14 protein-coding genes are annotated in these 19,180 nt (G+C 61.9%); 4 read left to right on the top strand and 10 right to left on the bottom strand.

All coding sequences use genetic code 11. From position 1 onward, the window contains the following. Window positions 1–68: 68 nt before the first annotated feature. The 10 genes from FQ755_RS06295 to FQ755_RS06250 all read right to left on the bottom strand — a co-directional run bounded on the left by FQ755_RS06295 (window position 69) and on the right by FQ755_RS06250 (window position 12,825). Window positions 69–1,073 carry an autoinducer 2 ABC transporter substrate-binding protein gene (locus FQ755_RS06295; RefSeq protein WP_144152238.1) on the bottom strand — a complete coding sequence of 335 codons (1,005 nt, stop codon included), beginning with the start codon at window positions 1,071–1,073 and terminating at the stop codon, window positions 69–71. Window positions 1,074–1,198: 125 nt separating this feature from the next. Beyond that, window positions 1,199–2,227: an ABC transporter permease gene (locus FQ755_RS06290; RefSeq protein WP_144152236.1), complete on the bottom strand. Its 1,029-nt coding sequence runs from the start codon at window positions 2,225–2,227 to the stop codon at window positions 1,199–1,201. A 112-nt stretch (window positions 2,228–2,339) separates the two neighbouring features. Next, window positions 2,340–3,302 carry a ribokinase gene (rbsK, locus tag FQ755_RS06285; RefSeq protein ID WP_144152234.1) on the bottom strand — a complete coding sequence of 321 codons (963 nt, stop codon included), beginning with the start codon at window positions 3,300–3,302 and terminating at the stop codon, window positions 2,340–2,342. Continuing rightward, a complete protein-coding gene (locus FQ755_RS06280; RefSeq protein WP_144152232.1) occupies window positions 3,299–3,775 on the bottom strand; it encodes an RbsD/FucU family protein in 477 nt (158 codons plus the stop codon). Before FQ755_RS06280 ends, rbsK begins: the two co-directional genes overlap by 4 nt. A gap of 50 nt (window positions 3,776–3,825) precedes the next feature. Further along, complete coding sequence (locus FQ755_RS06275) at window positions 3,826–6,222, bottom strand: aldehyde dehydrogenase family protein (RefSeq protein WP_144152230.1); 2,397 nt, start codon at window positions 6,220–6,222, stop codon at window positions 3,826–3,828. A gap of 13 nt (window positions 6,223–6,235) precedes the next feature. Next, complete coding sequence (gene deoC, locus FQ755_RS06270) at window positions 6,236–7,246, bottom strand: deoxyribose-phosphate aldolase (RefSeq protein ID WP_144152228.1); 1,011 nt, start codon at window positions 7,244–7,246, stop codon at window positions 6,236–6,238. 275 nt (window positions 7,247–7,521) lie between these two features. After that, window positions 7,522–9,297 (bottom strand): hypothetical protein, encoded by a 1,776-nt coding sequence (locus FQ755_RS06265; protein WP_144152226.1) that lies wholly within the window; start codon window positions 9,295–9,297, stop codon window positions 7,522–7,524. Between the two features lie 927 nt (window positions 9,298–10,224). Then, window positions 10,225–12,039, bottom strand: a complete 1,815-nt coding sequence (locus FQ755_RS06260) for an ABC transporter transmembrane domain-containing protein (RefSeq protein WP_144152224.1) — start codon at window positions 12,037–12,039, stop codon at window positions 10,225–10,227. Between the two features lie 59 nt (window positions 12,040–12,098). Continuing rightward, window positions 12,099–12,311: a hypothetical protein gene (locus tag FQ755_RS37185; RefSeq protein WP_186308432.1), complete on the bottom strand. Its 213-nt coding sequence runs from the start codon at window positions 12,309–12,311 to the stop codon at window positions 12,099–12,101. 112 nt (window positions 12,312–12,423) lie between these two features. Beyond that, on the bottom strand, window positions 12,424–12,825 hold the full coding sequence (locus FQ755_RS06250; protein ID WP_144152221.1) for a DUF302 domain-containing protein: 402 nt from the start codon (window positions 12,823–12,825) through the stop codon (window positions 12,424–12,426). Between the two features lie 203 nt (window positions 12,826–13,028). On the opposite strand from FQ755_RS06250, the gene FQ755_RS06245 reads away from it, so the two are divergent. The 4 genes from FQ755_RS06245 (at window position 13,029) to FQ755_RS06230 (ending at window position 19,165) form a co-directional block, all read left to right on the top strand. Next, window positions 13,029–14,192 carry a sensor domain-containing diguanylate cyclase gene (locus FQ755_RS06245; protein ID WP_144152219.1) on the top strand — a complete coding sequence of 388 codons (1,164 nt, stop codon included), beginning with the start codon at window positions 13,029–13,031 and terminating at the stop codon, window positions 14,190–14,192. A 269-nt stretch (window positions 14,193–14,461) separates the two neighbouring features. Next, window positions 14,462–16,018, top strand: a complete 1,557-nt coding sequence (locus tag FQ755_RS06240) for a methyl-accepting chemotaxis protein (RefSeq protein ID WP_144152217.1) — start codon at window positions 14,462–14,464, stop codon at window positions 16,016–16,018. A 138-nt stretch (window positions 16,019–16,156) separates the two neighbouring features. Next, a complete protein-coding gene (locus FQ755_RS06235) occupies window positions 16,157–16,783 on the top strand; it encodes a methylamine utilization protein (protein WP_144152215.1) in 627 nt (208 codons plus the stop codon). A 24-nt stretch (window positions 16,784–16,807) separates the two neighbouring features. After that, window positions 16,808–19,165, top strand: a complete 2,358-nt coding sequence (locus FQ755_RS06230; protein ID WP_144152213.1) for an EAL domain-containing protein — start codon at window positions 16,808–16,810, stop codon at window positions 19,163–19,165. Window positions 19,166–19,180: the final 15 nt, after the last annotated feature.

The raw sequence follows: 19,180 nt of genomic DNA, 5'->3' as shown, positions 1-19,180 counted from the left end.
AACACTTTCGCGGATTGAAGCGGACACACCGTTACACAGGATTCAAGGCATCGACAAACCGCAGAACCTTAGAACGAGTAGTTCTTATAGTTCGATTTGTCGACGTCGACCCAGCCCTGGCCGCGCACGATGATGCCCTTGCCCGGACCCTTGGTCACCGTCACCTTGGTGTAGCCCGGAATGCCGAGATCGTCGCCGTCATGCACGGTCTGGCCGTGGATCAGCATTAACGCAATCTTGTTCATCGCAATACCGGCCAGCTTCGGATCCCAGAACGAAATGCCGTTGATCGCGCCGCTTTCGAGGAACTTGGCCGCTTCTGTAGGCAGCCCCGTACCGTACACGCAGATCTTGCCCTGCAGGCCCGCCTCTTCGACTGCACGGCCAATGCCGATCACATCCAGCGACGATGAACCCTGAAAGCCCTTCAGGTCAGGATGCTTGCGCAACACTTCCTTGGCGACTTCATAGGCGCGCTCGCCGTCATTATTGGTTTCGAGTTTCGGCTCGACCAGATCCATCTTCGGATATTTGGCCTTGGCATTGCCGATGCCGCCGTCCGCCCACTGTACCTGCGAGCGGCTGCCGAGCGAGCCCACCAGCACCGCCCACTTGCCTTCGTTGTGCATACAGGCGGCGAGATGCTGATTCAGGTTGGCGCCATACGCGGTGTTATCGAACGCTTCGATGTCGACCATCGTGTTCTTTTCGTTGTCCGCTTCATGCGTGACCACCTTGATGCCGCGGTCCATCGCTTTCTTCAACGCGGGTTCGAGGGTCGGCGGATCGTAGGGGACCACGGCCAGTGCATCGACCTTCTTGGCGATCAGATCTTCGATGATCTTCAGTTGCTGCGCCGCGTCCGCCTGACCAGGGCCGGTCTGATATGCCGTGACGCCTGCATTGTCCTTGGCGAATTGCTTGACGCCCTCGTCCATGCGATTAAACCAGTTGATGCCGGTCACCTTCACCACCGTGACGATCGTCACAGTGTTCGCCGCCTGCGCTGCGGCGACCACGCCTACCGTGAGAGCGGCCGCTGCGAGTGCGGCGCCCAATCGAGTCAGTTTCATGCCAAGTCTCCGTTTTTGTTTCGCTGTCGCCCTGCTTCACGGTTGCGGACATCCAGGGCCCCGATGACCGCCGCGTACTAAACCCACCATGTCTACGACTCTACGACTGCCTGCCGATGCCCACGCTAACGTCGCGCGCTCGAGTCGGAGCGCGTGAAGCCGAAGATCGCGCCCACCCGTTCGCCACCGGCGAACGCCAGCGACAGCAGCAACAGAAAGCCCCACGCGCAATCGCCAAAGAATTGCGACACACCGAGCAGATTGAACAGGCTCGCGAGAAACTGCAGCACCGTCGCGGCGAAAAACACCGAGATGATCCGGCCGCGCCCGCCAGCAGGATTCACGCCGCCCATCACGGCAATCAGAATCGAAATCAACAGATACGAGTTGCCGTAGTCCCATTTGGCGCTGGACGTATGGGTCGCACTGATAAGTCCTGCTAACGAGGCCAGCACGCCGCACATCGTGTACGTCACGATCAACATGCGCGCGCGCGGAATGCCCGCATAAAAAGCGGCCTTGGGATTGGTGCCCATCAGATACAGGCGCAAGCCGAACGGACTGCGCTTAAGCAGCCAGCCTAAAACAATAATGGCGGCGATAAAGAGGATGAACGAAATGGGCACCTGAAACGCGGTGCCGTTGCCGATATCCGAAAGCTGATCGACATATTCGACCGGCACCGACGCCCCATTGCTCAACACCACGGCAATGCCGGTGAACAGCAACTGCGTACCCAGCGTGCACAGAATCGGCGTAAGCCGCAGCTTCGCAATCACCACGCCGTTGAGCATGCCGCCAAGCAGCCCAACGACAATGACGATCGCGCAAAACAGCGCCGTATAAGCCACCGGCGAGGCATCAGCGCTGACGAGCTTCGGCACGATCAACGCGGCAATCATGCCCGACAGATTCGCGAGCCCCACGCCGGACAGATCGATACCGCCGTTGCCGGAGATCATCGAAAGCATGATGCCGAGCGCGAGCAGGCCGAGTTCGGGCAACTGGCTACCCATCGACTGCAGATTGTCGATATCGACAAACTGACCGTGCGACAGCGCGGTCGCCACCAATACGACCAGGACGTTGACGGCTAGCAGGAAATTCAGTTGCCGGTCGCCAAACAGTTTTCCAACAGCGAACGAGGACTTCATGGTGAAGAGAAACTCCTTCAAACTGCACGAGACTTCAGCGGGCCGTCGAGGTGTACTTTATGAGACCTCATCGGGTAGCGCGCACGCCTTCAGACCAATTCTCGACGTCTCGTCAATGCGACGACACCGGTTGGCCCGATTGCATCAATAGCTGGTTCACTTCGGCCAATGTCGGCATGGACGGCGCCGTACCCGCGCGCGTCACGGAGATGCCCGCCAACGCGCAGCCGAAGCGCATCGCCTCGACCGGGTCTGCGCCACGCGCCAACGCCGCGGCGAAACCGCCCGTAAAGCCGTCGCCCGCACCGGCCGTCTCCACCACACGGCCGCATTGAAACGCCGGCACCAGCACCGACTGCGTGGCCGAATGCAGCAACGCGCCCGCTTCGCCAAGCGTCACGATCACCGTGCCGACACCTTTGGCGAGCAGCACGTCCGCCGCACGCCGTGCATCGTCGGCGCTCTGGATCGGCACACCGGTCAGCGCGGCCGCTTCGGTTTCGTTCGGCGTGATGTAGTCGCACAGCGGGTAAATGTCGTCGTGAAGCGGTAATGCGGGCGCCGGGTTGAACACGGTCGTCACGCCATGACGGCGTGCGACTTCGAGGCCGCGCCGCGCCGCGGACAACGGTTGCTCCAGTTGCGTGACGAACACCTGTGCCGCGGAGATATCCGCTTCGATTGCATCGACGTCGGAGGCACTCATCGTGCCCGCAGCGCCCGAGGCGACGATGATCGCGTTCCTGCCGTCGGTATCGTCGACAAAGATGTGAGCAGCGCCGGTGGAAACGCCATCGACGGTCGTGGCGCGCGCGGTGATGCCTTCAGCGGCCCAGGTCGAACGCGCGATCGCGCCGAACGCATCGTTACCGAGGCGCGTACAGAACACGACTTGCGCACCGGCTCGCGCCGCCGCGACGGCCTGATTCGACCCCTTGCCCCCCGGCCCCATTGCAAAGGCCGAACCAGCGATAGTTTCGCCGATCAAGGGCATACGCTCTGCGCGGAAAGTCAGATCGGTCACATAGATGCCGAGAATGACCACGCGCCCATTTGATTTGGACTCCGTACTCATTTTTTCTGCTCCCCAGCCGCCGCGTCAGGCGCCAGCAACACGCCCTTCGTGAACACGAAACAGCCGTAGCCGCGCCGCTCGCCGGTAGCGATCACACAGTACGCCTTCTTTGCGCGTTCATAAAACGCGAAGCGTTCGATGGAGGCAAACGGCAGGTCGCGGCCTTCCGCCGCATTCACTTCGGCCTGCGCCTCGCGTTGCACGGCGGGAATCGTATGCGGCTCGCCGACCACTTCCATGCGCAGCGCCGGATGTTCGACAAAGGTATCGAGCGGCAGTACGGACAGCACCGCGCGCACCGCACGCGCCGCGTCCACGCCATCGAAGCGCAGCAGTTTTCCCAGTACCGTTGCGCGCGCAACGGAATCGCCGGGGAAATTCGCATCGCAAATCACCACTTCGTCGCCGTGGCCCATCGCGCGCAGCGCGTGCAGCACATCGGCGTTCAACAGCGGGTCCAGATTCTTCAGCACGGTGTCTCCTCCATGTTCGATCGGCCTGCTACCCATCCACGCTCGGACGGTCAGTCTCCGTAAGGTATCCAGATGTTCTTCACTTGCACGGCCTGACGCAGCCAGGCCGGTCCCTCGGTCGAACGGTCGAACCAGTCGAACTGCCGCCCATGATCGACGAAGGTGCGCTTCAGGTTGCCCACCGAAGCGCGCTCCACCAGCGTCGAATCCGCCGCGCTGCCGAAGCACCAAAGTGCGTCGACGTCGTCGTGTTTGGCAAGCGCCGGCAGCAAGGCAGCGCGCTCGCCAGTGACGATGTTCAACACGCCGCCGGGCACGTCCGAGGTTTCGACCACCTGATACAGGTCCGTCGCCGTCAGCGGGCAGGCTTCGCTCGGCAGCACCACCACGCGATTGCCCATTGCCAGCGCCGGTCCCACCAGCGATACAAAGGCCAGCAGCGGCGCTTCATCCGGGCAAGCAATGCCAATCACGCCAAGCGGCTCGTGCATCGCCAGCGCAACGCCGCGCAACGGCGGCGTATGCACTGCGCCGTCGAACTTGTCGGCCCACGCGGCGTAAGTGAAGAGCCGCGTGAGTGCAGCTTCGACTTCCGCATGTGCGGCAGCTTCGTCGACACCCGTGCGCACCACCAGTTGCCGCGCGAATTCGTCGGCCCGTACCGTGAGATTTTCCGCGAGGTAGTACAGCACCTGCGCGCGATTGTGCGTGCTCGCCTGCGACCACTTACCTGCCCCGCGTGCCGCCTCGACGGCATTGCGAATGTCCTTGCGATTGCCCTCGCCCACTTCGCCGACCAGCCCGCCGTCTGCACCATAGATGGGCAACGAATAACCGCCATCGGGACGCACCTGCTTGCCACCAATGAAGAGCTTCGCGGTGCGATCGATCGACGTCACGTTCAAACCCGTCCCGTCCGGCGCAGCCTTTGACGACACCGTCAGCGCAGCGCGCGCAGGACGCTCAACGAGCTTAAGCCAGGCGCGCGGCTTCAGATATTCGTAAATGCCCTCGCGCCCACCTTCGCGTCCATAGCCCGACTCGCGGTAGCCGCCAAAGCCGACGCCCGCATCGAACAGGTTGGTTGCATTGATCCACACCACGCCGCAAGCGAGGCGCGGCGCGATATCCAGCGCACGGCCGATGGTTTCGCTCCAGACGCTCGCGGCGAGCCCATAGCGCGTATTGTTGGCCAGCGAGACCGCTTCGTCAGGTGTACGAAAGCTCATCGTCACCAGCACAGGACCGAAAATCTCTTCCTGCGCCAACGTCGACGCAGGCGCCACGCCGGTAATGAGCGTGGGCGGGAAATAGCAACCTTGCGCGGGCACGGCGGCATCCGCCGATTGCCATACCGCGCAGCCTTCACGACGGCCGGCTTCCACCAGCGACTCGATCCGTTCGAGCTGCACCGGATCGACAATCGCGCCGATATCGATGCTCTTGTCGAGCGACGAGCCGATACGCAGCGTCTCCATGCGGCGCTTCAGCTTGTCGATGAAGCGCGCTTCGATGCCTTCCTGCACGAGCAAGCGCGAACCGGCGCAGCAAACCTGCCCCTGGTTGAACCAGATCGCGTCCACCACGCCCTCAACCGCGCCATCGAGATCAGCGTCGTCGAACACGATAAACGGCGACTTGCCGCCGAGTTCAAGCGTCAACGACTTGCCCGAGCCCGCGGTCACCGAGCGAATCTGCCGCCCGACCTCAGTGGAGCCCGTGAACGCCAGCTTGTCCACCTCGGGATGTTCGACGAGCGCCGCGCCGGTGCGGCCATCGCCCGTCACGACATTCAGCACGCCCGCCGGCAAGCCGGCTCGATGTGCCAGTTCGGCGAACAGCAAGGCGGTCAGCGGCGTATATTCCGCGGGCTTGAGCACGACGCAGTTGCCGGTGGCGATGGCCGGCGCAATCTTCCACGCGAGCATCAGCAGCGGGAAATTCCACGGCACGATTTGTCCGACCACGCCAAGCGGCGCAAAATCGGCGAACTCGCTGTCCTGCAACTGCGCCCAACCCGCGTGATGCAGAAAGTGACGCGCCACCAGCGGCACGTCGATGTCGCGCGTCTCACGAATCGGCTTGCCGTTGTCCAGCGCTTCGAGCACCGCGAACAGGCGGCTATGCCGCTGCACCATGCGCGCCAATGCGTACAGATGACGCGCGCGCCCAGCGCCGCCTAACGCGAGCCAGCCCGGCTGCGCCGCGCGGGCGGCTGCCACGGCGGCATCGATGTCGGCCTCGTCGCCCTGGGCGATCTGCGCCAGCAATTCGCCGGTGGCCGGTTCGCGCGATTCGAAGTGCTCGTCCGCAGCCGGCGCACGCCACCCGCCGCCGATGAAATGGCCAAAGCGCGCCTCGTGCTGCGCAAGCCACGCACGTGCGGGCTGATCGTCCTCGGGTGCGGGACCGTACTCCATTGAAGAAAAATATTCGGCTACGCTCATGGGATCGGTCTGCTCAGGCAACGGGGTGACGATTGAAGGAGGAATAACGGCCGCTTACGTGATGCTCGAGCTGCCGTTCGATATCGGCAAGCAGGCTCGATGCGCCAATACGGAACAGCTCCGGTTCGAGCCACGCGCGCCCCAGTTCCTCTTTCATCAGGATTTGATAGTTCAGCACGGATTTCGCGGTGGATACGCCGCCGGCCGGTTTGAAGCCGATCAGGACACCGGTGCGTTCCTGATAATCGCGGATCATCCGCACCATCACCAGCGAAACATCGAGCGTCGCATTGACGCCTTCCTTGCCGGTGGAGGTCTTGATGAAATCGGCGCCCGCCATCATGCAGACCATCGACGCCCGCGCCACATTCGACAGCGTGCGGATATCGCCGGTGGCGAGAATCGCCTTCAGATGCGCCGGGCCGCACGCCGCGCGGAAATCGCGCACTTCGTTATAGAGCGCTTGCCAGTTGCCCGTCAGCACGTATTCACGCGTGACCACAATGTCGATCTCTTGCGCGCCGTCGGCTACCGAGGCCTCGATCTCTTTCAGCTTGAGCGGATGCGGAATCAGGCCGGCCGGAAAACCGGTGGATACCGCCGCCACCGGAATGCCGCTGCCTTGCAACGCATCGACCGCGGCCGCCACGAAGCGGTGATACACGCAAACGGCGCCGGTAGTGATGGTCTGCGGCGCAATGCCGAGCGCGCTGAGGATATCGGCACGCACGGGCTGCCGCGCTTTCGCGCACAGACGCCGCACGCGGCCTTCGGTGTCGTCTCCGTTCAGCGTGGTCAGGTCGATGCAGGTGACCGCTTTCAGCAACCAGGCCGCCTGCGCGTCTTTCTTGACGGTGCGGCGCGTGCCGAGCGTGGCAGTGCGCCGTTCGACCGCCGACTGGTTGACCCGCAAGCCATCGAGCCAGGCGGCGTCGAACGGCATGCCGGGATTGCGTTCCGGGTGAGCGATCAGGCCGCGCCGCAGCGCGATGACCGACGAAGACGAAGAAGGAGCTTCAGGCATGGGACTTCCGTGATTTCCGTGATTTTGTGCGACGCACAACAACGGCCGGTGGTTTGTTCGCAACCATCCTACATCGAATGATAGGATCGTAACAAGTGTCGTTACGATCATTTCTTATACAGGGGGAATGGGAAATAGCGCGCAGGGCTAAGCGCCCGGTGTATTCCGGGCCGCTCGTTGGTGTTTTCACCAGGGTGAAGGTTGCGAAGAAGTGCGAGGCGTGAGGCAAGCCTCACACGCCACGCTTGCACTTTGAGCAGTTGAATATCAACCGCTCAGCGGCGACCCATGGCTGTAGTCAACCGGCTGGTGGTGGCCTTTTGTGCGGCGTCGTCTTTGGCGAAATCCGCTGACCCGCCTACCGCCGCCATCTCCGGGTCCGCCGCCATCTTCGTTTCAATCGACATCTCGATCATGCGTTGCATCGTGTAGATCGATTCGCCGCGTCCCATGCCGGTGTCGCGCAACAGGTGGTAAGCGGTCTTCGTGCCCGGGTCCTTGTCGAACAGATCGGCAAACTGCTTTTGACGCGATTTGCGCGTGCTGTTGGGGGTCTTCATGATCTTGTCCCATTCGCCGGCGAGATGCTCGGACTTCTTGGGGTCGCTCAGGCCCATGTGGTAATTCACCACGGTATAGGCGTGTTTTCCGACCACGTCGCGCATTTCCTTTTTTGCGGTAGTCGAGCGCGTGTCGTCGATCGATGAACCCTTGAAGACCCGTCCGAAGGTTTCTTTGCCTGCCTGCACGCGTGCCTGCTCAAGAAAAGCCCGATGCGTGTCCTTGACCACTTTTTCTTTATCGCCGCTCTCCTCCAGCTTGCTCATCACGGCCTTCTTTTCCGGCGTCGCTTTAGGACCTGCGTACTCCTCAGCAAATGCCTGGCGTCTCTGTAGGGCGTAACTGTCGACCACTTCCGCCTTGTCGTTACGCATGCGCTGCTTAAGGCCGCGGATGCCCTTGGCGACATCGAGTGAACTCGCCCCCGAAATCGCGCTGCCCGCGATACGCGTGCCTGCCGCGACGTGAGCGGCATGCGTGCCGGCAACCGCCACCGCTGCGCCGTGCGTGCCGACGGCTGTCGCTGTCGCGGCGCTGATGGCCACCGTATTGCGGATAAATTCATAAGCGGCGCGGTTGCCCTGCTTGGCGGCGACGTCGTCTTTCAGATACGCGGTAAGCAGCACGTTCTTCGCATGGGCACTTTCGTTCTTGAGCTTGGGATCGTCCGACGCGGCGAGCCTTTTCACCGCCTCCATGTCGTATTCGAGTTCAATGGGTTTAGCCGATGAAGCAGCAGCGGTTTTACCGTCGTCGCGCCGCTTGCCGTCGCGCTTGGCGGCCTTCGGGTCATACACGTCTTCGAGTTTCCGGATACCGTTCTTGCGTTTGAAAATCATCGTCTCGGGCGGCATGGCCACGCCGTTGCGACGGTTTTCGTCCAGCTTGCCTAAATCGTCTTTCAGCATGGAGTCGAGCTGCGCACCGTAGCGTTTCTTACGCTGTGTCGCAGCCAGAAATGCATGACCGTTGATCACCGCGCCGAGGCTCTCGTGCGCTGCCGTGACACTGCCGCCGACCAAGGCAGCGTCCGCCGCGCCCACCGTCGTATGCGTGCTGATGCCGACCGCCGCCGCCATCGACGCACCCGGTCGCAGCTTGTTGGTTTCAAGCAGCGAGAAGCCTGGCTTGTCGCGATCTACCGGTTGGCCAAAACGTTGCGCACGTGCGGGCATTTTGAAACCAGGATCTTCGACGGCCTGGGTGTCGGGCGGTGTTTCGGCCGACGTTTCAGCGAGTGTTTCCGGCGGCGTTTCCTGTGGTGTTTTGGGCAGGTCCTCCAGTTTTACTTTGGATGACGAAGCAATGGGTTGAGAACTCGAGGATTCCACTTTGGCGAGCGGCGACTGTACGTCGGCATGCTTTTCGGTATCCTGCTTGGCCGCTTTATCCGCCGCGTCGGGTGATGACGGTAGGGCTTTTGCCGGCGCCTTTAGCTTTGCCTCTGTCGTATTGCCCGGCGCAGCCGCGCTGCCTGGCAGCGCAGGCAAGGCTTTGTCCAGCAGCTTTGGAGGCTGTCTGGCCGACCCGTGCGCATCGGTTGCGCTTTTGCTGCCTTGCCCGTCAGTTGGGCTCACGGCGAACGTCACCGTCTTTCGCGATTGACTTGTGCCGTGCGGTGTCGCCGGGGTTGAACTCGCGGCGAGCCGCGCGATTTCAGGCGCAACGGAACCCGGCGTGGCGGATGGCTGCCCATCGGGCTTTTTTCCTTGCGACTTGCTCGCGGTATCGGCGGCGCTGCTGTTAGCGGATCCCGGCCTGGACAGTATCCTCGATAGAGTATTCAGCATGCGATATCTCGTCGGCGACAGTTCGGCGAAAGCGCGGTCCGCCGTGTCATGCACGTCAGTTTAAAAACCGCGTTTTGGATTTCTACGTGATGAATCTCCAAGACCAGGCGCGACACGACACCAGGCTGCGTTTAGATGCCCGAAGCGCAAAATCATCTTAAGAGTCGTAGCAGGAATAAATTGGACGGTTTGCGAAGCAAGCGGCGTAAATGCGAAGACGAATGACGCACTCATACGGTGCATCAGACATCGGCAAATTCGACCGGCTCGCCAATCGAAGCAGGCAAAATCTTTGCAGCCTCGCAAGCTCGTGCTAGTCTGAAATGGACAGCCCCCACGGGAGCACCGCATGCCGACCTGCAATTCGTGTTCTGATCTCCACGGCCGCCCCGCCTCGACGCAACTGTGCGAAATGGCGCTGCTCGGCGTGGGCGAATTGCGTGGTGTTCCCGCTGTCGAGCACTACCGTTGTGTCGCCTGCGGGTCGTCGTTTTCACGGGTGTTGATTGGCGCCAGTTGCGATTGCATCTGGCAATCTCTCGATCGTCGTTGCTCCGGCGAAGATCGCGCCGGTTCGCCGGCTGCTCGCACGGACGGATTCAATTCGCAGGAAGCAGGCGGAACGGCTTAGGAGTCTTCGCGCACCGCAACCGGCGTCGCTGTACGCGCCAACGGCTCTCCAAACTGCAACGCCGCCAGTTGCGCGTAAAGCGGCGAATTCGCCAGAAGTTCCGCGTGACGCCCCTGCGCAACGATGCGGCCCTGCTCCAGCACGACAATGCGATCGGCCTGCTGCACCGTCGCAAGACGGTGTGCGATTACCAGCGTCGTGCGGTTTTGCGCGGCATTGTCGAGCGCCGTTTGAACCAGGCGTTCGCTGGCGGCGTCGAGCGCGCTGGTGGCTTCGTCGAGCAGCAAAATCGGCGGATTCTTCAGGATTGCACGGGCAATGGCAATGCGCTGGCGCTGTCCACCCGACAGGCGCACGCCACGCTCACCGAGAAACGTGTCGTAGCCCTGCGGTAATGCTTCGATGAAGCCAGCGGCAGCGGCCATCGCCGCGGCCTGCTGAACTTGAGCGAGCGTCGCGTCGGGCGCGCCATAGCGGATGTTGTCGAGCACGCTGCCCGAAAAAATCACCGATTCCTGCAGCACCACGCCAATTTCGCGCCGCAAATCGACCAGCGACACGTCCTGCGTCGGCACGCCGTTGATCAGAATGCGGCCCTCCTGGGGATCGTAAAAGCGCAGCAGTAATTGAAACAGCGTGGTTTTGCCCGCGCCGGAAGGACCCACCAACGCCACATGCTCGCCCGCGCGAACATGCAGTGAGAGACCGCCAAGCGCAGCAATGCCCGGGCGCGACGGGTACGAGAAACTGACATTGTCGAACTGGATGCCGTCGCCGCGCGCCGGCAGCGCGACGGTGGTCGGGGACTGCACGACGGGCGAGCGCGCCACCAGAAGTTGCAGCAAACGCTCGGTCGCACCAGCGGCACGCTGCAGATCGCCCCACACTTCAGCGACCGCGCCCACCGCGCCGGCAGTAAACACCGCGTAGAGGATGAACTGCGATAACTGGCCCGCCGACATGCGCCCGGCCAGCACCGCCTGCGCGCCCAGCCACAGCACGAACACGATGGCCGTAAACACCAGCACGATCACCACCGCGGTCAGCCAGGCGCGCGCCCGAATGCGCGTAAGCGCTGTTTCAAAGGCTGTTTCGACCGCACCCGCAAAGCGCCGCGCCTCGTAAGGCTCTTGTGTGAACGACTGCACGGTCGGCATGGCATTGAGCACTTCGCCCGCCAGCGCGCTCGCGTTCGCCACCTTGTCCTGGCTGGCACGCGAAAGGCGCCGCACACGCCGCCCGAAGATGACGATCGGCGCCACCACCACGAACAACGTCGCGATGATGTAGCCGGACAGCACCGGACTCGTCACTACCAGCATCGCCACACCGCCAATCAGCAGAAAGAAGTTGCGCAGTCCGAGCGACAGGCTGGTGCCCACTACCGCCTGAATCAAGGTGGTGTCTGCCGTCAGCCGCGACAGCACCTCGCCGGTCTGCGTGGTTTCGAAGAACTGCGGACTCATTTCGAGCACGTGATCGTAAACCGCGCGCCGCAAATCGGCGGTAACGCGCTCGCCCAGCCACGACACCAGATAGAAACGCAGCGCCGTGGCGCCGGCCAGGATCAGCGAAACCGCGAAAAGGGCCAGAAAATAGCGGTCGATATGCGCCCGGTCGCCGCTGGCAAAGCCTCGATCGATCAGGTATTTGAACGCCACCGGCAATACCAGCGTGGCGCCCGCGGATGTCACCAGCGCGAGGAACGCGAGCGCCCAGCGTCCCGCATAGGGCCGCAGAAACGGAAACAGCGCAAAAAGCGGGGCGATACGCGACGTGGGTGCGGCTGTTTGTGCAGCGGGGTCTGACATGTGGATTCCAAGGCTCGAAGATCGGATGATTGTGCCAGTCCTGCGGATCTGAAGGCGCTCTATATGATGAAAGCGTTGGCATGCTTGCCGCGAGCGCTCATCTGTATCAAGATCGGGCGGACACATCCGGAATTCACTCTGCCATGACAGACACCCCCGAACCCGATGCCGACCCCGATCAAGTAAAAGGCCCCGGCGGCATGACGTTGCGGCAAATCCACGAGCAGGTGCAGAAAAGCGTCCAGCGCGACCGCGAGGAATTTGCGGCGCATCACCCTGCTGCTGCGCCGCGGACCCGATGGCAACGGTGGATACGCTATGTGTGGGGTCGCAGCGGGCGTCGTTAGCGTTTCGAGTGCTTGCTGCTGGACGCCCCACGATTACTCAATCTGCCGCTGCCGCCTGCACAAGCGCGGCGACCGCATCAACCGCTTTCATCAAATCCGCGGGCAGTCCGTGGCGCGTCTGCAGGTAATGGGTTGCGTTATACGAGAACCACGCCTCGCCGTCATCGTCCTGCCATACCAGCACTTTAAGCGGCAAATCGAGCGCCGCCGTGGGCGCCGCCTGCATGAGCGGCGTTCCTGCGCGCGGATTGCCGAACACCAGCAGCTGTGACGGATTCATCGCGAGGCCCGCGTGCTGCGCGTCCGCCGCGAAATTGATGCGCGCGAACAGAATGATATTTTTCGCTTCGATGAGCGCCGCCAGTTTGTCGGCGGCCTCTTCCACCGGGCGATGCGCGCGCAAGGTGACGATGCCGTTATCGGCTGTCTGAGTGGACATGGCTTCTCCTTCCAAAGAATGCTCGGTCGCCTGAGTTTAGCGGCTGGACTAAAGCACTGCTAAAAAACGCTCTGATTGCCTAAAGTTTTCGCCCCAACCTGACGTAAACCCGAGGTGCCATGAAGTCCATAGGATGCATGGCGCTTTTGACGTCGCGCGAGTTCTCATCCAGGACTTGCGCGCGAGAATCGGAAACGCAAAATATGCTATCAGTGGTTATCGAATCGGCCAGCATCGTTGTCATCAGCCTGCTTTTTGGCGTGGCGCTGCTGGTCGCCTGGTGGAGTTTCGAACTGGATCTCCACGTTGCGCTATGGGCGCTGTCTTTCATGGCGGCCGCGGTGGGGCATGGTCTGCGCATCAGCGGCGGCATCTGGAAGCCGCAGCAGGAATTGTTCGCCATGCTCGCCTGTCATGCATCTATCGCCAGTTTCGCGTTTCTGGCGTGGGGGTTTCGCCGGCGGGCGAGAAAAGATGCACGCCATGTCTATCTGGCGTGGGGCGTGTCGATCGTGGTGCTCGTGTGGGCCTGGATGAGCCACGGCGTCGATTGGCGCACGGACTCGCGCATCGTGACGGGCCTCGCCGATGCGGTGATGGTCGCGATCATCGTCGCCACGCTTCGCCATGCACGCGGCGCCGGCCGGATCGCCCGTTGGATTCTGGCGTTTTATGGGCTGTATGCAGCCAGCGTCGGGGTTGCCGCATGGCTCGCGCGGCCCGGCGGCGAAATGTCGAATGAGGCGTTTATTGCGGTGCTTTCAATCGGTACGCCCACGGGCATGATCGGCTCGGGCATTTTGACCCTGTTGATCGTGTCCGCCGATCTCGCGCGCAACCTGCGCGACCAGGCGCGCACCGACGCCCTCACCGGACTGCTGAACCGGCGCGGCACCGAGGAAGGCGCGGCGCGGCTGCTGGAGCTGGCCTCGGAGACACATCCGCTTGCCGTGGTGATTGCCGACATCGACCGCTTCAAGTCGATCAACGACCGTTTCGGTCACGCCGTCGGCGACGAAGTCTTGCGCCGTTTCGCGCAGCACATTCGCACGTCCGTTCGCAAAGGCGATACCGCTGCTCGACTCGGCGGCGAAGAGTTCCTGCTGCTACTGCCGGATACCAACGCCGCTGAAGCCTTCCGCCTCATCGACCGAATCCGCGCCAGCGTGCCGCGCGCCTTCGACGATATGCCGGAACTCGGCAACATCAGTTCGAGCTTCGGCATCGCGCTCGCCCAGGGTACGCAGACATTCTCCAGCACGCTGGCCCGCGCCGACACCGCGCTTTATCAGTCGAAAAGCGACGGACGGGACCGCGTGACGTTGGCCACAGCCAATACTCATCAAGAGAATTCGCTAGTCCACTAAGGCGCGGCGCGTCAAAATCATTTGGTAGTGCGGCGTATTCTGTTTACATATAATGCGGCCGGTCCGATCAACGACGATCCGACCTGAAAAACGCGCAACGCATTACAGCATCATTACGGTTTGCTGGACAACGACGTCCCCTGAATCCGGTCCTTTACGGCCGGACGCAAGGGACGTTTTTTGTTTTCCACACCTGCTCGATGCAAAACACGGTCTGTGAACAGCCAGATAGCCACGGGCGACAACCAGAAACAAGCGGGAACAATAGAATGCGTCTGCCGAATTTGAAAATGGGTGCGCGCCTCGGCGTTGGCTTTGGTCTGGTGATGGTGCTGATGGTCGCGCTGATCGGCGTGGGTCTCGTGCGCCTCGCGAGCATCGGCCGCATTGACGACCGGATCATCGACCGCGATTGGGTCATGACCGACGCGGTGCAAACCATCAACGCCACCACCCGCGCCAATGCCCGGCGCACCATGGAACTGTTCATCACGAGCGACAAAGACAAACTCGCAAGCATTCATCAATCCATCGACGCTAACAAGAAAATCATCGACGACGCACTGGCGACGCTCGACAAGCTGACCGATTCGTCCGACGGCAAGGCGCTACTGGCGAACATCAAAACCTCACGCGCGGCGTATGTGGTCTCGTTCAGCAAGGTTGCCGGATTGCTGGCCGACGATAAGCGCGATGAAGCCGCCAGCATGATGAGCAATGAAACGCTGCCCGCGCTCGACGCACTACAGCAGGACATCACCGCCATGGCCAACCTGCAGAAACGGCTCGTGGACGCGGGCGGCGCGCAGGCCAAGCAAGACATCGAGTCGGCGCGCAATCTGATGATCGAACTGGGACTCGCGGCTGTCGTCATCGGTGTCGGCTTTGCTTATGTCATCACTCGCTCGATTACGCGTCCCCTGCAGGAAGCGGTGCAGGTTGCGCAGGCGGTCGCCACCGGCGACCTGACGAGCCGCATCACCGTGCAGACAACGGACGAAACCGGCCAACTGCTGCAAGCCCTCAAGGACATGAACGACAGTCTGAAGAAGATCGTCGGCGAAGTGCGCGCCGGCACCGGCACCATTGCAACCGCATCGAGCCAGATTGCGAGCGGCAATCAGGATCTGTCGTCGCGCACCGAGGAACAGGCCAGTTCGCTCGAAGAGACGGCCGCCGCCATGGAGGAGTTGAGCGGCACGGTCAGACAGAATGCCGACAATGCCCGTCAGGCGAATCAGCTGACTGTTTCGGCCTCCGAAGTAGCGGTCAAAGGCGGTGCTGTCGTCTCGCAGGTTGTGGACACGATGCGCTCGATCAGCGAATCGGCGGCGAAAATCGTGGACATCATCGGCGTAATCGACGGTATCGCTTTTCAAACCAATATCCTCGCCTTGAACGCAGCGGTCGAAGCAGCCCGCGCCGGTGAACAGGGACGCGGATTTGCCGTGGTGGCCGGCGAAGTCAGAAACCTGGCCCAGCGGTCCGCGGCGGCGGCGCGCGAAGTCAAAACCCTGATTGGCGACTCCGTGGACAAGGTGGACTTGGGCAGCAAACTGGTGAATCAGGCAGGATCGACCATGAGCGAGATCGTCGCCAGCGTGCAGCGCGTGACCGACATCATGGGCGAGATCACCGCCGCCAGCGAGGAACAGAGCACCGGCATCGAGCAGATCAGCAAGGCTATGAGCCAGATGGACGAAGTCACCCAGCAAAACGCCGCCCTGGTCGAAGAAGCCGCCGCAGCCGCGGAATCGCTGCAGGGGCAGGCGCGCAATCTGGCGCAGGTAGTTGATGTATTCAGATTGGCCGGCGCACCGCTATAACTTTTGCCGATCATCGCATTTTGCAAATTTAATCTGGCCGGAGGGGAATAAGTTCATTTGCATGGTGTTGTATAGGCGACGAGACCAATAACACGTCGGCAGACGTCCTGGACGTTCGCCGCTGCCTACCACACGGAAATGAATAAAAGAACCTATCTGCGGACAATCCTTGGCGGCTGTCGGGTTGCTTTGGCTAACGTCCTGTTTGTGGGTCATGCCGTTGCCGCGTCGCTCAGCGTGCACGTTGCAGACCAGGCCGGGAAGCCCGTCGAGGACGCGATTGTCTATGCCGTCCCTGTCGACGGTAAGCTACCGGCGCGACCGCCTGCCGGTGCTGTCATTGCGCAGCGAAACAAGATGTTCACGCCGCTCGTGACGGTGATCCAGACCGGCGCGTCGGTCAATCTGCCGAACTATGACGACATCGCTCATGAGGTGTACTCGCTCTCGGCGCCTAAACGTCTGGAATTGAAGCTGTATCGCGGCGTCCCCGCGCATCCGGTGGTGTTCGATAAACCCGGCCTCGTCGTGCTCGGTTGCAATATCCACGACATGATGGTGGCGTACCTGTTCATCGTGGATACACCCTTTTACGCCAAGACCGATTCAAGCGGCAATGCAAACCTGGCCGGTCTGCCCGGCAAAAGTTATCGCGTGACCGTCCTGCATTATCGACAGAGCGACGCGAACGCTCGCCCCACGCAGACGCTCGACACCGCCGCCAAAGGCCCCGCGACGTTCACCATCAAACTGGACGCCGCTTAACCGGCGCATTGCGTGGGGAACGATATGCGCCTACATCGCCTGTGGACGAGAATTGCCCTGGTGTTCGTACTGCTGATGCTCGCGGTACAGGCCACGGTGTTCGTGGCGACCAATACGGAGATCGGCTCCGTCGCGCGCGCCAATGCCGACAGCGAACTCGCCGTGGGCGAGCGCGTCTTTGCCCGCGTGTTGCAATCGGACATCGAAAAGCTCAGCCAGGCGGCCGCCGTCGTCGCGGCGGATTTCGGTTTTCGTGAGGCCGTGGCGTTGCGCGATCAGACCACCGTGCTATCCGCGCTGCAAAATCAGGGCGATCGGATCCAGGCCGACATCGTGATGCTGGTCGGACTCGACGGCAAACTGATCGCAGACAGCCGCAACCCGGCAAGCGCCGGCATGCAGTTCCCGTTTCCGTCACTGCTTCAGCATACGGCGCGCAAAGACGCGATGTCGCAGATTGGCGTGATCAACGGCCGGCCCTATGTCATTGTGACCGTGCCGGTGAAAGCGCCCTTGACGATTGCGTGGGTGGCGATGGGCTTTGCAATCGACGATGCACTGGCGCGCGACCTGAGGGCGGTGACGTCGCTCGACGTCTCGTTCATGGCGTTGCAGCCGCACGGTTCATGGACGGTTCTCGCCAGTTCGTTGCCTACCCAACAGCGTGCCGCGCTCCTGCTTGCCAGTCACAAGACCATGCCGGAGACGCAAAGGAGCGCCAATGTGCTGCTTAACGACGGTTTCGGTTCGCGCGTGGTACGGCTTGCGTCGCCTGGCCAACCGGTAGTCGCGGTGCTGCAGAAGTCGCTCGATGAGGCCATGGCCCCGTACCGTAAGCTGCAATCGATGCTGGTGCTGCTCACACTGGGCGGCGTCATCGTCTCCATTGCGGGGGCCGCCCTGACCGCACGCGGCGTGACCCGTCCGCTGGCGGAACTGACGCGCTTCGCACAACGCATCGGAAGCGGCGATTACAGTTTGCCGATCCAGACCCGGCGTAAGGACGAAATCAGCGAACTCGCCGTCGCGTTCGGCCAGATGAGCGAAGGCATTGCCGAGCGGCAGGCGCGCATCACGGAACTCGCTTACATCGACGCGCTCACCGGACTGCCCAACCGGATTTCATTTAACGAAACTTTCCAGCAGGCCATCGCATCCGCTGCTGCGCGCGGCACGTCGATCGCCATGATGGTGTTGGACGTGGACCGCTTCAAGTATGTGAACGACGTGCTGGGCCATCACTTCGGCGACCTGCTGCTGGCCGAAGTCGGCAGGCGTCTGCGAGGCTGCCTGCCTGATGCATCGGATACGGTTGCGCGCCTCGGCGGCGACGAATTCGCCATTCTCCTGCCCACGGGCGACGTGGGCGCCGCGCAAGACGTGGCGCGTGTGATTCTGAAAGCACTCGAACAACCGGTTTTGATGGAAAACCACCTGGTGGACGTCGCGGCCAGCATTGGCATCGTCACCTTCCCGCGCGACGGCGCCGATGCCTATGCCCTGCTGCGCCGCGCGGATGTCGCCATGTATGCGGCCAAGCGTGCCAACGCGGGCATGTCCGTCTACGACCATAACGAAGAGATGCACGGTGCCGAACGCCTCTCCCTGATGAGCGGCTTGCGCCACGCGATCGAGCACGACGAGTTGCGACTGTTTTACCAGCCCAAGGTTGATCTCAACACCAATGTCATGGCGCAAGTGGAAGCCCTGGTACGTTGGGAGCATCCCGTGCGTGGCATGGTGCCGCCGGGCGAATTCATTCCGTTTGCAGAACAGACCGGCTTCATCCGCTGGATTTCACGCTGGGTTATCGGTGAGGCCATTGCTCAATGCGCCCGCTGGCAGGCTAAAGGAATCGAGCTTAGCGTCTCGGTCAACCTGTCGGCGCGCGACCTGTTCGATACGGACTTGCCGGACCTGTTCGAAACGACGCTGCGCCGTCACCGCGTCGAATCTCGCTGGCTATGGGTCGAGATTACCGAAAGCGCGCTAATGGAAGACCCTGCAAAAGCAATCGCCACGCTCGAACGTTTGCGCCGCTTAGGCATCCGTCTGTCTATCGACGATTTTGGCACCGGGTATTCGTCCCTTTCCTATCTGAAGCGCATGCCGGTCAACGAGATCAAGATCGACCGCTCATTCGTGACGGGCATGGTCAAAGATATGGATGACGAAGTAATTGTCCGTTCGACGATCGCACTTGCCCACAACATGGGCTTGAGCGTGGTGGCCGAAGGCGTCGAAGACGCGGCCACGCTGGAGGCGCTAGGAACGTTGCATTGCGATATTGCGCAGGGCTATTACCTGAGCCGTCCGTTGACGGCCGAAGCACTTGAAGTATGGATTTCGAATCGCACCAGCACATTATCGACCGCCGTCTGAGGCGATGAACTCGTT

The organism is Paraburkholderia sp. BCC1885, assembly GCF_900996235.1.
Classification (GTDB): domain Bacteria; phylum Pseudomonadota; class Gammaproteobacteria; order Burkholderiales; family Burkholderiaceae; genus Paraburkholderia.
Note: the sequence above shows the minus strand (reverse complement) of the source record. Positions and strands in the feature narration are given on the sequence as shown.

What these genes read in the sequence shown, in the direction of transcription:
- FQ755_RS06295 (WP_144152238.1), bottom strand. Translation starts at nt 1,073, where the DNA reads ATGAAACTGACTCGATTGGGCGCCGCACTCGCAGCGGCCGCTCTCACG.
- FQ755_RS06290 (WP_144152236.1), bottom strand. Translation starts at nt 2,227, where the DNA reads ATGAAGTCCTCGTTCGCTGTTGGAAAACTGTTTGGCGACCGGCAACTG.
- rbsK (WP_144152234.1), bottom strand. Translation starts at nt 3,302, where the DNA reads ATGAGTACGGAGTCCAAATCAAATGGGCGCGTGGTCATTCTCGGCATC.
- FQ755_RS06275 (WP_144152230.1), bottom strand. Translation starts at nt 6,222, where the DNA reads ATGAGCGTAGCCGAATATTTTTCTTCAATGGAGTACGGTCCCGCACCC.
- deoC (WP_144152228.1), bottom strand. Translation starts at nt 7,246, where the DNA reads ATGCCTGAAGCTCCTTCTTCGTCTTCGTCGGTCATCGCGCTGCGGCGC.
- FQ755_RS06260 (WP_144152224.1), bottom strand. Translation starts at nt 12,039, where the DNA reads ATGTCAGACCCCGCTGCACAAACAGCCGCACCCACGTCGCGTATCGCC.
- FQ755_RS37185 (WP_186308432.1), bottom strand. Translation starts at nt 12,311, where the DNA reads ATGCGCCGCAAATTCCTCGCGGTCGCGCTGGACGCTTTTCTGCACCTG.
- FQ755_RS06250 (WP_144152221.1), bottom strand. Translation starts at nt 12,825, where the DNA reads ATGTCCACTCAGACAGCCGATAACGGCATCGTCACCTTGCGCGCGCAT.
- FQ755_RS06245 (WP_144152219.1), top strand. Translation starts at nt 13,029, where the DNA reads ATGCTATCAGTGGTTATCGAATCGGCCAGCATCGTTGTCATCAGCCTG.
- FQ755_RS06240 (WP_144152217.1), top strand. Translation starts at nt 14,462, where the DNA reads ATGCGTCTGCCGAATTTGAAAATGGGTGCGCGCCTCGGCGTTGGCTTT.
- FQ755_RS06235 (WP_144152215.1), top strand. Translation starts at nt 16,157, where the DNA reads ATGAATAAAAGAACCTATCTGCGGACAATCCTTGGCGGCTGTCGGGTT.
- FQ755_RS06230 (WP_144152213.1), top strand. Translation starts at nt 16,808, where the DNA reads ATGCGCCTACATCGCCTGTGGACGAGAATTGCCCTGGTGTTCGTACTG.